This window comes from Actinocorallia sp. API 0066, assembly GCF_020991275.1.
GTDB lineage: Bacteria > Actinomycetota > Actinomycetes > Streptosporangiales > Streptosporangiaceae > Actinocorallia.
Genome location: NZ_JAJLQY010000003.1, coordinates 213,753 through 226,276, shown reverse-complemented (window position 1 = coordinate 226,276; position 12,524 = coordinate 213,753). Strand labels below are relative to the sequence as shown.

Below are 12,524 nucleotides of genomic sequence, written 5' to 3'. Positions count from 1 at the left end.
AGTGTCCGCTACTCCGGGCAGGATTCCGGGTATGCCGAAAACGTCCGCGCGGCTTCTGTCGCTGCTGTCCCTGTTGCAGGCGCGCCGTGACTGGCCCGGCGCGCTGCTCGCCGCACGGCTTGAGGTCAGCCCGCGCACCGTGCGGCGCGACGTCGAGCGGCTGCGCGAGCTCGGCTATCCCGTCACCACGGTCAAGGGCCCGGACGGCGGATACCGCCTGGAGGCCGGGACCAGGATGCCGCCGCTGCTGTTCGACGACGACCAGGCGGTCGCCGTCGCGGTCGCGCTCCGGCTCGCGCCCGCCGCCGGAGCCGACATCGGCGTGGGCGCGGCGCGGGCGCTCAACACGGTCAGGCAGGTCATGCCCGCCCGGCTGCGCCACCGCGTCGACACCCTGGTGATCACCACGGTCGGCGCCCGCCCCGAGCCGCTGCTCGACCCCGCCGTCCTGGTCGCCCTCGGCGCGGCCGTCCACAACCGCGACGTCCTCCGCTTCCGGTACCGCTCGGCGACGCCGTCCGAGGCGACTCCGGCCGGGCCCAAGGACGAGTTCGCCGTGCCCCGCCGGGTGGAGCCCCACCACCTCGTCGTCTGGAAGGGCCGCTGGTATCTGCTCGCCTGGGATCTCGACCGCGCCGACTGGCGTACCTTCCGCGCCGACCGCGTCACCCCCCTCACCCCCACGGGCCCCCGCTTCCATCCGCGCGACCTCCCGGCCGAGGACGTCGCCACCTTCATCACCGCCCGCTTCCGTGGCTCCGACAGCACCACCGAATGGCCCTGCCGGGGCTCGGTCCTCCTCCACCTCCCCGCCGCCAAGGTCGCCGCCCACGCCCAGGACGACCTGGTCGAGGAACTGGGCCCCGACCTCTGCCGCCTCCACACCGGCTCGTGGTCCTGGCCCGCCCTCGCGGCCTCCCTGGGCCGCTTCGACACCGGAATCGAGGTCCTGGGCCCACCCGAACTCCAAGCGGCCTTCGCCCGCCTGGCCGCTCTCTACGCCGACGCCGCCCATCCCCGATCTGACGAGTAGTGAGCGTCTTCTGGTCGCTCAGCCGTGTGGCTTGTGGTGGGGTGGATGGGGCTGGGTTGGTGAATTGGGCATTATGGTCGGCATGGTCGGTCCGTGGGGTGTTGGGGTGGGGTGGGGGTTTTTGGGATTTGCCTTTGTGGGGTTGTTCGGTCCGTTCGTGAAATATCGGCTGCGCGGCGGCTGGCGCGCGGTGATGATGGGGGTATGGCCTTCAGGTTGATGCGCGGGTACAACAAGATCAACGCTGTCGCCGGGCTCGAACCGGCGGCGATGGTGCGGGATCATGAGCTCGGGGAGCGGATGAAGGCCCTTCCGAAGCTCTTTCCGGCGGGCTCTCCGGACTTCGGCTTCGCGGTGCAGACGGGCGACTCCTGGCGGATCGGCTGCGCGGGCGGCGGAGATCCGCTCGGTGCCCGGATCACGCTCGCCTCGCGTCTCCGGCGGGCCGCGCGCCGCCCCGAGACGCCGCCGGAGACGGGACGCGCAATGCTCGCCGCGGCGGACAAACTCGAACCGCCGGAAGGGGAACCGCTCGCCAAGGACGAATGGGAGATCGGGGACCGCCGGTACCGGATCATCCGGATCGAGAAATACACGTTGATCAACAACGGTGTCATGGAACCGCCACGGCACACCGACACCGATCCGCCCAAGGAATCAAGGCTCCTGGAAGGCCATCCGATTGACCCGCTGGCGCCTTCCGGCCCCTGGGAAACGCAACTCCGGTTGAACCTGCTCACCTATCAGCCGATTCCGGGAACCGTTCCCGAGCAGATCCAGGCCGAAGCGCGCCACGCCCACCGCACCCACCCGGGAATCATCGTCCTTCCACCCGAGTTCACCGTTGTGGAGATCGAGGGAAGCTCGTACAAGCCGCTCACCGGCGGCCGTGGCCCCGACGACGCCCGGCGCGGTCTCGCCGCCCACTTCTCGCAGATCCTTCCCCGGCTCCGCGAGTTCCAGGGCGACCCGCCGACCCCCGCCGAACTCGCCAAATGGCAACGCGCCGCCACCTGGATCGAAGAGCACCCGAACCACCAACACGAATGGGAGGTGCTGGGCCGCAGGTTCCGCACCATCCGCGTCTCCCGCTTCCTCCGCGTCGGCCGGGACGGCCCCGAACCCCCCCGCCCCTCCGACCCGTCCGTCTACGACCCGGACTGACCCACACCCGGCTCCGGCCCCAAGAGGCCGGAGATCAGGTGCAGCGCCCGGTGAACCACAAGCCGGGCGGGGGTGGCGCGTGGGGTGCGGGTGCTGCGGGCGTCGGGTCGATCAGGGGGTGGGGAGGTTCCAGCGGGTCAGGTCGTGGAGCCAGGCTCGGGCGTTGCCGTCGGAGGGGGCGCGCCAGTCGCCGCGGGGGGAGAGGGAGCCGCCGGCGGAGACCTTGGGGCCGTTGGGCATGGCGGAGCGTTTGAACTGGGCGAAGGCGAAGTAGCGGCGGCAGAAGACCTCGAGCCAGTGGTGGATCTCGGCCAGGTCGTAGGAGCCGCGTTCGGCGTCCGGGAAACCGGGCGGCCAGGCGCCTGAGGCGGGGTCGTGCCAGGCGTGCCAGGCGAGGAAGGCGATCTTCGACGGGCGGAAGCCGTAACGCAGCACGTAGAAGAGGGTGAAGTCGTGCAGCGCGTACGGGCCGATCTTCGATTCCGTGGACTGGAGCTCCTCGCCGGGCACCAGCTCGGGGCTGATCTCGGTGTTGAGGATGGCGGTGAGCGTCCGGCCGGTCTCGGCGTCGAACTGGCCGCTGCCGACGACCCAGCGGATGAGGTGCTGGATGAGGGTCTTCGGCACCCCGGAGTTGACGTTGTAGTGGCTCATCTGGTCGCCGACGCCGTACGTGGACCAGCCGAGCGCCGACTCCGACAGGTCGCCCGTTCCCAGGACGATGCCGCCGCGCTGGTTGGCGAGCCGGAACAGGTAGTCCGTCCGCAGCCCGGCCTGGACGTTCTCGAACGTGACGTCGTACACCGGCGCGCCCTCCGCGAACGGGTGCCCGATCTCCTCCAGCATGAGCCGCGCGGTCGGCGTGATGTCGAGTTCGGCGGCGGTGATGCCGAGCGAGCGCATCAGCTTGTGCGCGTTCTCCTTGGTGTGCGCGCCGGTGGCGAAGCCGGGCAGGGTGAAGCCGAGGATGTCCGAGCGGGGACGTCCGGCACGGTCCATCGCGTGGGCGGCGACGATCAGCGCGTGCGTCGAGTCGAGGCCGCCGGACACGCCGATGACGACCTTCGGGTTCCCGATCGCGCCGAGCCGCTGCTGGAGGCCCGCGACCTGGATGTTGTACGCCTCGTAGCAGTCCTGGGCGAGCCGGGCGGGGTCGGCGGGCACGAACGGGAACCGCTCCACCCGGCGGCGCAGCCCGAAGTCCGTCTTCGGCGGGTCGAGCCGGAACCGGATCCGCCGGAAGGCGTCGGTGCGGGCGGCGTGCGCGCGGCGGTTGTCGTCGAAGGTGCCCATCCGCAGCCGGTCCTGCCGCAGCAGGTCGAGGTCGACGTCGGCGACGGCGTGCCGCTCGTCCGACGGGAACCGCTCGGTCTCCGCGAGTAGCGCTCCGTTCTCGTAGATCATGGTCTGGCCGTCCCAGGCCAGGTCGGTGGTGGACTCGCCGAGACCCGCCGCCGCGTACACGTAGGCGGCGAGGCAGCGGGACGACGCCGAGCGGCACAGCAGCCGACGATCCTCCGCCCGCCCGACGGTGATCGGGCTGCCCGACAGGTTCGCCAGAACCGTCGCACCCGCGAGCGCCGCCTCCGCGCTGGGCGGCACGGGCACCCACATGTCCTCGCAGATCTCCGCGTACAGCACGAACCCTGGCACGTCCTCGGCTTCGAAGAGCAGGTCCGTGCCGAACGGCACGTCCGCCCCGCCGAGCCGGATCGTGCCGCCCCGCTCGTCGACGCCCGACGCGAGCTGGCGCGCCTCGTAGAACTCCCGGTAGTTCGGCACGAACGACTTCGGCGCGACCCCGAGCACCCGCCCCCGGTGCACGACGACGGCGCAGTTGTAGATCCGGTCGCGGTGCCGCAGCGGCGCCCCGACGACGAGCACCGTCATCAGCTCGGACGACCCCGCCACCACAGCGTCCACCGCCGCCTCCACCCCGTCGAGCACCGTGTCCTGCAACAGCAGGTCCTCGATCGAGTACCCCGTCAGACACAGCTCGGGAAAGACGGCGACCGCGACCCCTTCCCCCGCGCACCGCCGCGCCTGCCCCAACACCGCCTCGGCGTTGCCCGCCGGGTCGGCGAGCGCCGTGCGCCCGGTGCACGCCGCCACCCGGGCGAATCCGTGTTCGTAGATCGACCAGAAACTCACCGCCTCACCGTATCCACTCCGCCATCCACACCCGCGCCACACCCACACCCGACAACACTCACGCCCGACAACACCGCTGAACTCGTGAGATCCTCTTCCCACCGGCGATCATCTGAAACCTCGGTGCCGCGCCGTCCCCGCGCACCGGACCCGAGCGGCGGTTAGGGGGCGTCGCGCAGGCCCATGACCTGCCGGACGCGGGGCCACACGAGATCGATGTGGTGTTGGACGACCTTGCTGCGCGGTACCTCCGGGTGGGCGAGCCACCAGCGGGCCAGCTGCTCGGCGGCGCCGGTGACGCCGTGCGCGAGCGCCTCAAGGTCCAGCAGGTCGGCGCCCGCGGCGTATCCGCGGTAGATCTCGGCGATCACGTTGACCGTCTGGCGGTGTTCCACGTCGAGCTCGCGGGCGAGGGTGTCGGCGGCGAGCCCGGCGGGGCCGGACAGCAGCGCCCAGCGCCGCGCGTCGTCCTCCAGGGTCCGGAAGTAGGCGTCGGACCCGACGGTCATCTTCTGCTTGGGGTCGTCGACGGCGGAGGAGACCGCGCGTATCTCCTCTTCCAGGGCCCGCCGTGCACGGCGCACGCAGGCGAGGTAGATACCCTCTTTGTCGCCGTGGTGCTCGTAGACGACGGGACGGGTCACCCCCGCCACACGGGCGATGTCCTCGATCGTCGTCGAGGCGTAGCCGCGCTCGGTGAACAGCAGTTCCGCCACGTCGAGAAGCTGCGCCGCCCGTTGGTCGCGGGGCATGCGCCGACGGACCGCGTGCTGTGCCATGGCACGTCCTTCCCGTGCTTGAAGTCGGACTTTATCCTGCCATTCTTTCGGCGCTCGGGCGGACACACCGTGCCCGCCGGGACGGGCCGTGCGGGTGATTCACTCGCGGCCCAGGGTTCTCAGTACTTCCTACGTGGTGTAACTTACATCACGTAAGAAGATCGGAGCATGCGATGCCGTTTAACGCCGTCGGGTTGTGGAGTGAGGAGCTCCGTCGGCCCCGGGGGCGGTGTTCCTCGAAGGAGCAACCCATGCCGAATGTCATCACCCCCTCATCCGTCGGGCGCACGCGTGGCGTGAACCCGCAGCGGGATTTCACGGCCCTGACGCATCGGCCGCTCCGGGCGCTGGAGGACGGCTTCCCGGCCGACGTGGAATCCGCGCTCGACGAGATCACCGACTACGCCTGCAACCTGGTCAAGTCCGAGATCTCGGCATACGTTCAGGTTCCCGAGGAGGCGGTGCGCGCCGTCGCCTGCGCCGGCGTCCGGCTGGCCTGCGCCGCCCTGCGCGAGGACCGTCCCCCGACCCGCGCCGAACTGCGGATCATGGCGCGGATCGGCGCGCACCCCGCCCGCTCCGGCATGCCGTTCCATACCCTCCTGCACATCGTGAAGCTCATCGTCGGCTTCGCGATCGAGGTCAGTGAGAAGCGCGTCGCGAACGGCGCGGAGCCGCTGGTCCCGGACGTCACGCGGCTGTGGATGTGGACGATCGAGGTCCTGGAGGCCGCGGGCGAGGAGCACCGGCGGATCGAGACGGACCTGTCCGGCAAGGCGCGGGACAGGCGCGCCGGTTTTCTCCGGGCGCTGTTCGCCGGGGAGATCTCCGAGAGCGGCCTCGCCGCCCAGGCGTCCGAATTCGGCCTCGACGTCAATTCCCGCTATCTGGCCTTCCGCGCGCCGCTGCCGAACGCGCGGGCCCGGTGGCGGATCGAGGGCGCGCTCAAGGGAATCGGGCTGGCGGAGGTCCACAACGGCGAGCTCATGGGCGTGCTGACCCAGCCGCCCCGCGCCTGCGCCGACCTGATCGCGGTCGGGGAGCAGGTCCCGTTGAAGTCGGCCTCGCTGTCCTTCTCCCAGGCGTCCACCGCGCTCCGGGTCGCCAACGGGTTCGGCATGCGCGGCGTGGTCGCCATCACCGACGTCCCCGTGCACGTCGCGGTGCTGGAGAGCAGCGTCTCGGACACCATCGTGCAGCGGTGCTTCGGCGGCGTCCCGGCCCGCCAGCGCGCCCTGTTCATCGAGACGCTCACCGCCTATCTCGATCACGACCAGCGTGTCCCCGAGGCGGCGGACGCCCTGCACCTGCACCAGAACACGCTCCGGTACCGTCTGCGCCAGTTCGAGAAGGCGACGGGCCTGTCGCTGGAACGGCTCGCCGACACCATGACGGTGTGGTGGGCGCTCCAGTATCTGCGGCTTGTTGATTCCGACGTGAAGTGATCCGTCCCGCGCGCTGTGGCGGGGGACAAGAAACGCTGTGGAGTTCGCCGACGCTGCCGCGTACCGGAGCGAACTATCGTCCTGAACGACCTGCTCACTGCCGAAATGAGACCTCATGAAGTTCCTGATCTCCGGAGTCCTGGGACTCCTGCTCGCCGCCGGGGTTTCGACCACCACGATCCAGCTCGCGGGCGACTCGGAGCCGTCGTCGGCGTCGCTGCACAACTACGGCACGCGCTGAGCCGACTGGACGACCTCCGCGAGGGACGCCCGCAGGGTGACGCGGGCGTTCCCTTCGACGGCCCGGCGTAGGTAGAGGTCGTGGTTCTCGTCGGTGACCGGGGCGCCCTCCTGGGCCAGGAGGGCGGGGATCCCGTCCTCGGCGTGGTAGGCGCGGCGTAGCCGCGGGTTGTAGAACAGCCAGAGGTCGTCGAGGTACAGCAGCGCCTGCTTGTCGATCGGGCAGGCGAGCAGGTCGAACAGCGCGGGGTCGAGTTTCATGTGGGGATCCTTTCCGGCGGCGCGGGGACGCGGTTGAGCAGGACGACGGCGGCGACGGTGACGGCGGCGCCGGTGACGCGGAGCAAGAGCGGTAGCGGTTCGGAGGGCAGTGCCTCCCGGTAGATCCAGGTGCCGACCAGGACCGTGTAGTTGATCCCGGTCAGGCAGGAGACCGGCACGACGATGGACGCGGGGAAGCGCTGGAGCGCGCCCTGGAAGAGGATCATTCCGGCGCCGGAGCAGGCCACGCTGCCCCACGCGTGCCACGAGGTGAGCGCGATCACCGGCCACTGCGTCCACGGCTCACCGGCGAGTTCGGTCGAGAGCCCCTTGAGCGCCAGCCCGGCCACCCCGTAGAGCAGCCCGCAGCAGAACCCCTGCACGACGGCGGTGTGCGACCGCAGCGCCAGCGAGACGGCGAAGACGCAGGTGAGCGGCCCGATCACGATCAGCAGCGGGCTTGCCGTAGAACCCACCGACCCGCCCCGTGACAGCGCGAGCAGCACGACCGAGACGACGATCGCGACGAGGCAGGCCATTTCCCTGGGCTGGAGGCGCTCTTTCAGGACCAGCCGGGACAGCGCGAGGATCAAGACGACGCCGGTCGCCTGGATCGGCTGGGCCACGCTGAGCGGCAGGTAGGCGAGGACGACGGTCTGGAAGGCCATGCCGAGCCCCATGACCGCGAACCCGGCGAGCCAGGCCGGGGTGCTGAACAACGTCATGAGCAACCGCGCGGGCCTACGCGCGTGCACTCGCGGCAGCCGCTCCAGCGCGCGCTTCTCCAGCACAAATCCGAGGTTGTACAGGAAGGTCGCGACGAGGCCGAGGAGGATCACTTCCGCCTCCCCGGGAGCAGCGCCGCGGCCAGCGCCACGAGCGCGGCGAGCTGGGCGGGCCAGCCGAAGGCGCCGACCCCGTGCCGGGCGATCTCGCCTGCGGCGACGCCCGCCGCGCTGAACGCGCCCGCGAGCGCCATCGCGCCGAACGCGATCCACGGCCGGGCCCGGTCGGGCAGCCGGGTGAGCAGCGGGACGGCCAGGCCGACCCACCCCCCGACGGCGGTGATCAGCACAAAGACGGGCAGTGCCGTCCGGCCGGGATAGAGCGGCTCCGGCCGTCCGGGGGCCCGGCCGCCGGGCCACAGCGCCAGCACGGCGACGAGCAGGGCCGCCGCGACCGCGATCCCGAGCAGCAGGTGGTGGCGGTCCGCGGGGGCGAACCACAGCCGGATCTCGCCGCCCTCGCCCTCGGGAAGCAGGAATCCCTGCTGCCAGCCGTCAATGGTCACCGGTGTGAGCGCGGCCCCGTTGAGCGTCGCTTTCCACCCGATGTTCACGGCCTGGTGCACCCGCAGGTAGGAGGTGTCGCCCGCCCCCACCGTCAACCGCCGGTCGACGGTGTCCCAGGTGTGCACGGTCAGGTCGCGCACGGCCTTGTCCGAGGTCTCGGGGGCCGGTGCGGTCAGGCTGACGTCGGTGACGGCGAACGCGCCCTCGCGGGACGTGTCGAGCTTGTGGGTGCCCGCGGGGAGCGAGAGCCGTGCTCCGGGCGTGCACAGCTTGACCGTCAGCGGCTTCAGCTCGACGAGGCTGGCGAAGGTGCCGGACACCGAGGTGGGGTGGGCGCGCCCGTCCACCGTGACGGCGGGGCCCTGCCCGCAGGGGAGGTTGAACTCCTCCGGCTGCCGTGACGTGTCGGTGAGCAGCGTGTCGAGCGCCGGGATGTCGAGTTCGGCGAGGCCGACCGGCGGCTGTCCGGTGATCCCGGTCAGCGGGTTGCGGACCGGCCTTTCGCGGACGCCGGTGAAGGTGAGCTTCAGATGGTCCGTGGACAGGGGGGTGAAGAAGAGCCTTCCGTCGGCGGGGACCTGGAGGACCCGCACGCCGTCGGCGCCGCTGATCTCGACCTGCGCGGGCGCCGAGGCGAGCCCGCGCGCGCCGGGCTTCAGGACCATCCGGTCGATGAGCCGCTTCCCCTTCCACCGCAGGGTCAGTTCGGCGCGCGGGTCGTCCGCCACCCAGGCCGTCGCCTCGCTGCCGTCGAGCAGGTTCTCGGCCCTGAGCGCGGGCAGCGAGCCCAGCGTCGAGGACGCGGTGACGGACACCTTCCCGGCCCCGCGCAACGTGTTCAGCAGCGCGTCGAGGGCGGCGCCCGGCTGGGCGACGGCCGTCGCGGCGACCCGGTAGGCGGTCGGTTCGCGGCTGGTGAAGACGCGGTGCAGGACGGGTTCCGCGTCGTTCCCGAGCAGCGCGACCATGGCGGTCGTGTCACGCCGGAACGAGTAGGAGACCGGCTTGCCCGACGGCACGTCGGGCACCCGCAGCCCCCGGACGACCTGGACGCCGGGCAGCTCCACCTCGGAGATGCCCGCGCCGGGCCCGCCGGAGACGTGGCCGTCCACCCGGGTCAGGGTGAGCCGGAGCGACTTGGTGGGGCCCGCCGGAACCTTCAGCGGCTGGGCGTCGCCGGTGGCGTCGAGGGTCGTGCGGACGCTTCCCTTGTCGGTGGTCGCCTTGATCTCGACGGCCATCGCCCGCCGCACGTCCTGGAGGAGCCGGATCGGCACCGTGGCGGGCAGGTCGAGCGGCTCGTCGAACTCCACCTGGATCCACTGGCCGACGCCCGCCTCGGGACGGCCCTCCGTCCACGCGGTGGCCGGGTCGCCGTCGAACGCGGCGACGGGCTCGCGGTGCGGCTCGCTCCAGAACCAGGAGCCGTAGGACGAGGCGGTGACCCGCGCGGCGCCGGACAGGACGGCGACCGTCTCGTTGTCCTTCAGCGGCACCGGGGGGAGCTGCAGCGGGGGTTGGCCGCCGCGCCCGTAGGGGTCGTCGACGGGGGTGGTCTCCGTCGCGGTGTAGGTGTGGGACACGTTGCGGGTGACGAGCTTGAACCTCGTCTCGGTCCGGCGCAGCCCGTCGGTGACGATCCGCGCGGCGGCGGGCGCGTCGGGGTCCACACCGGAGGTCAGCACCGCCTGGTCGGGCCGGACGAGCCCCTGCGCGGCGAGCTGGAGCAGGGCGGACGGGCCGCCGCTCACCCTGAGCGCGTCGTCGGCGGCCAGCACGGAGACCGGGGTGGTCGGCTGGTACGCGGGATCGGCGGCCTGGTAGATCTCGACGGCCGGGTACTCGATGCCGCTTCCGGCCCTGCGCTCCTGCGGCCCGAAGCTGGTGACCCGCTGGTAGCCGGACTCCCGCAGCGCGGTGCGCACGAGGTCGGGCGAGGTGTAGTCGGGCTGGTCGGGGTCGAGGTCGTTGCGGGCCACCACGTAGCGCACGCCCGCGCGCGTCAGATAGGCGGCCAGGCCCGGGGTCGCCCGCCCTGCGGAGATCGCCTTCTCCGCGGCGTCCAGGAGGTCGCGGACGCCGCCGCCGCCGAACGGGACGAGGTCGCGCTGTGCCCACGGCGAGTTCGCGAGCGGCTCCAGCGGCTCGTCGATGGGCTGGCCCCAGGCGTAGAGGCCGTGCGAGTTCGCGGGCACGACCAGGGCGGTGTTGGTGGGCGAGTGCCGCTCGAGGAACGCGGCGGTCTGGTGCCAGTGTTCGGGGATCACCCGGAACGAGCCGGGTTGCAGGATCTGTCCGGTCAGGTAGGGGATCGCGACGCCCGCCAGGACGATCGGCGCGACCGCCGCGACCGTCAGGCGCTGCCGGAGCAGCGGCAGCGTGTGCGCGACGCCCAGGCACAGCACCGTGGCGAGGACGGGCTCCCACTTGTAGACGTTGCGGAACGGGGCGAGCGGGCCGTCCAGGAGCTGCTGGACCCAGGGGTGCAGCGGGCCGCCGAGCGGGCCGCCGTACCCGGCGAGCGCGATCAGCGCGGCGAGCCCCGCCGACCAGCGCAGCCACGCGCGTTCCGGCAGGTCGGACCTGGCCAGCCCGAACAGCCCGGCGGCGGCGGTGAGGGAGGCGGCGCCGATGGTCCAGACGCTGCTGACCATCGCCCATCCGGCCGGGAGCCACGGGGCGCCGAGCGCCAGATAGGCGACCCAGTCGCCTGCGCCGCGCAGCACCGCGGCGGCTGACATCGTGCTGGTGGCGTCCGAAGCCGTCTCGATGTAGGGCAGGAAGTCGTGGCCGTACTCCGCCTGGTGCAGGAGCGGGACGACCCACCACAGGGTGGCCGCGCCGACGCTGAACACCCACCAGCCCAACAGCGCCCACCGCCGGTGGAACAGCACCCACAGGGTCGGCAGCACCAGCGCCGCGATCGTGCAGACGGCGTTGACCCCGCCCATGCACAGCACGATCAGGCCCGCGCGGGTGGCGGCCCGGCGCGGCGACAGATCGGGATTGGCCAGGTGCAGGACGGCCCAGGGCGCGAGCATCGCGGGAAGGATGGCCGCCGAGGTGGAGCCGATGAGGATCGTGAAGGTCGGCCACAGGGCGAACAGCGCGCCCGCGACGGGCCTGGAGACGGCGTCGCCCAGGGACAGCCGCTCGGCCAGGCGGACGAACCCCCAGAAGCCGGTGGTGAGGACGGACGCCATCCAGACGCGCTCGGCCAGCCACACCGGCAGGCCGACAAGATCGGCCAGCGCGTAGAACGGCAGCATCGGGAAGGCGTAGCCGGTGTACTGGTTGTGGATCCCGCCGAACCACTGGAGCGGGTTCCACAGGTCCCAGAGCCGGGCGTAGAAGCCGAGCGGGTCGATGTTGACGCCGAGCTTGGTGTCGAAGGTCATCCGGCCGGTGTGGTAGAGCACCAGCGCGTTGAACGCCAGGATCCAGAACACGACGGCGAGGATCCGGCCCGCCTTCTGACTCCCCGGGCCCGTCGCCAGGCTCACCGCGCCCGCCGCAGGACGACCAGCGGGTTCCCGGCGGGCGCCGCGCGCAGCCCACGGACGGCCAGGAGGAGGTCCCACCGGCGCGGGCGCAGCTCGACCGGGGTGACGTCCCGGCGGCTCCGGACGAGGCGCGTCACGGTGTCCCGCCGCTCCGGCCGGACGGGGTAGGACAGGCAGACCAGCCCGCCGGGCCGGGTGACCCGGATCATCTCGTCGAGCAGCCCGGCCGGGTCGGGGGTGTGCTCCAGCGTGTCGGCGAGGAAGCAGACGTCGACGCGGCGATCACCGACGGGGAGCCAGTAGGGCTCGGCCAGCACCGTGTCCCGCGCCGCCGGGGCGGTGTGCCCGGCCCGGCCCGGCGTCACCACCAGGCAGGCCGCGCCGAGCCGCCGGAACTCCGCGGCGTGCTGCCCGGTGTCGTCGCTCATCTCCAGCACCGCCCGCCCGGCGAGGTCGCCGTGCCGCGCGACGAGCGCGACGGCGGCGCGCGCCGCGGCGATCCGGTCGGGGGCGCCCCGCCGTTTCATGATCGCCACCGGAAGGGAAATGAGTGACACCCGCCAACAATGCGGTACGGGTGTCCTTGACCGCATTGGAGAGCACCACGAAGAGCTTTGTCGAATTTCTTCTTGTCTGTGGTGGAGACGCATATCACT

The 12,524-nt window shown here is 71.9% G+C and carries 10 protein-coding genes; 4 read left to right on the top strand and 6 right to left on the bottom strand.

The annotated features are described in order from the left end of the window. Positions 1 to 31: 31 nt before the first annotated feature. Both LO762_RS08830 and LO762_RS08825 read left to right on the top strand, forming a co-directional pair. Positions 32 to 1,033 (top strand): YafY family protein, encoded by a 1,002-nt coding sequence (locus LO762_RS08830; RefSeq protein WP_230613897.1) that lies wholly within the window; start codon positions 32 to 34, stop codon positions 1,031 to 1,033. 204 nt (positions 1,034 to 1,237) lie between these two features. Next, positions 1,238 to 2,197 (top strand): DUF5954 family protein, encoded by a 960-nt coding sequence (locus LO762_RS08825; protein WP_230613895.1) that lies wholly within the window; start codon positions 1,238 to 1,240, stop codon positions 2,195 to 2,197. 111 nt (positions 2,198 to 2,308) lie between these two features. Here the strand turns inward: LO762_RS08825 and LO762_RS08820 are convergent, their stop codons facing one another. Together LO762_RS08820 and LO762_RS08815 are read right to left on the bottom strand one after the other, a co-directional pair. Further along, complete coding sequence (locus LO762_RS08820; RefSeq protein WP_230613894.1) at positions 2,309 to 4,348, bottom strand: NAD(+) synthase; 2,040 nt, start codon at positions 4,346 to 4,348, stop codon at positions 2,309 to 2,311. A gap of 161 nt (positions 4,349 to 4,509) precedes the next feature. Next, positions 4,510 to 5,127: a TetR/AcrR family transcriptional regulator gene (locus LO762_RS08815; RefSeq protein WP_230613893.1), complete on the bottom strand. Its 618-nt coding sequence runs from the start codon at positions 5,125 to 5,127 to the stop codon at positions 4,510 to 4,512. A 251-nt stretch (positions 5,128 to 5,378) separates the two neighbouring features. Here LO762_RS08815 and LO762_RS08810 point away from each other — a divergent pair, with 251 nt between their 5' ends. Both LO762_RS08810 and LO762_RS32415 read left to right on the top strand, forming a co-directional pair. After that, positions 5,379 to 6,572, top strand: a complete 1,194-nt coding sequence (locus LO762_RS08810) for a CdaR family transcriptional regulator (RefSeq protein WP_230613892.1) — start codon at positions 5,379 to 5,381, stop codon at positions 6,570 to 6,572. 115 nt (positions 6,573 to 6,687) lie between these two features. Then, positions 6,688 to 6,813: a hypothetical protein gene (locus LO762_RS32415; RefSeq protein ID WP_255685241.1), complete on the top strand. Its 126-nt coding sequence runs from the start codon at positions 6,688 to 6,690 to the stop codon at positions 6,811 to 6,813. Here LO762_RS32415 and LO762_RS08805 read toward each other — a convergent pair. The 4 genes from LO762_RS08805 to LO762_RS08790 are packed head-to-tail and all read right to left on the bottom strand — an operon-like array spanning position 6,798 to position 12,395. Next, entirely contained in the window at positions 6,798 to 7,073 is a 276-nt protein-coding gene (locus LO762_RS08805; RefSeq protein ID WP_230613890.1) for a Trm112 family protein, read from the bottom strand. The genes LO762_RS32415 and LO762_RS08805 overlap by 16 nt on opposite strands. Continuing rightward, positions 7,070 to 7,912: a DMT family transporter gene (locus tag LO762_RS08800; protein ID WP_230613889.1), complete on the bottom strand. Its 843-nt coding sequence runs from the start codon at positions 7,910 to 7,912 to the stop codon at positions 7,070 to 7,072. Before LO762_RS08800 ends, LO762_RS08805 begins: the two co-directional genes overlap by 4 nt. Further along, entirely contained in the window at positions 7,909 to 11,868 is a 3,960-nt protein-coding gene (locus LO762_RS08795) for an alpha-(1->3)-arabinofuranosyltransferase family protein (protein ID WP_230613887.1), read from the bottom strand. Before LO762_RS08795 ends, LO762_RS08800 begins: the two co-directional genes overlap by 4 nt. Then, entirely contained in the window at positions 11,865 to 12,395 is a 531-nt protein-coding gene (locus LO762_RS08790) for a class I SAM-dependent methyltransferase (RefSeq protein WP_230613885.1), read from the bottom strand. The genes LO762_RS08795 and LO762_RS08790 overlap by 4 nt, the downstream gene beginning before the upstream one ends. Positions 12,396 to 12,524: the final 129 nt, after the last annotated feature.

What these genes read in the sequence shown, in the direction of transcription:
- LO762_RS08830 (WP_230613897.1), top strand. Translation starts at nt 32, where the DNA reads ATGCCGAAAACGTCCGCGCGGCTTCTGTCGCTGCTGTCCCTGTTGCAG.
- LO762_RS08825 (WP_230613895.1), top strand. Translation starts at nt 1,238, where the DNA reads ATGGCCTTCAGGTTGATGCGCGGGTACAACAAGATCAACGCTGTCGCC.
- LO762_RS08815 (WP_230613893.1), bottom strand. Translation starts at nt 5,127, where the DNA reads ATGGCACAGCACGCGGTCCGTCGGCGCATGCCCCGCGACCAACGGGCG.
- LO762_RS08810 (WP_230613892.1), top strand. Translation starts at nt 5,379, where the DNA reads ATGCCGAATGTCATCACCCCCTCATCCGTCGGGCGCACGCGTGGCGTG.
- LO762_RS32415 (WP_255685241.1), top strand. Translation starts at nt 6,688, where the DNA reads ATGAAGTTCCTGATCTCCGGAGTCCTGGGACTCCTGCTCGCCGCCGGG.
- LO762_RS08805 (WP_230613890.1), bottom strand. Translation starts at nt 7,073, where the DNA reads ATGAAACTCGACCCCGCGCTGTTCGACCTGCTCGCCTGCCCGATCGAC.
- LO762_RS08790 (WP_230613885.1), bottom strand. Translation starts at nt 12,395, where the DNA reads ATGAAACGGCGGGGCGCCCCCGACCGGATCGCCGCGGCGCGCGCCGCC.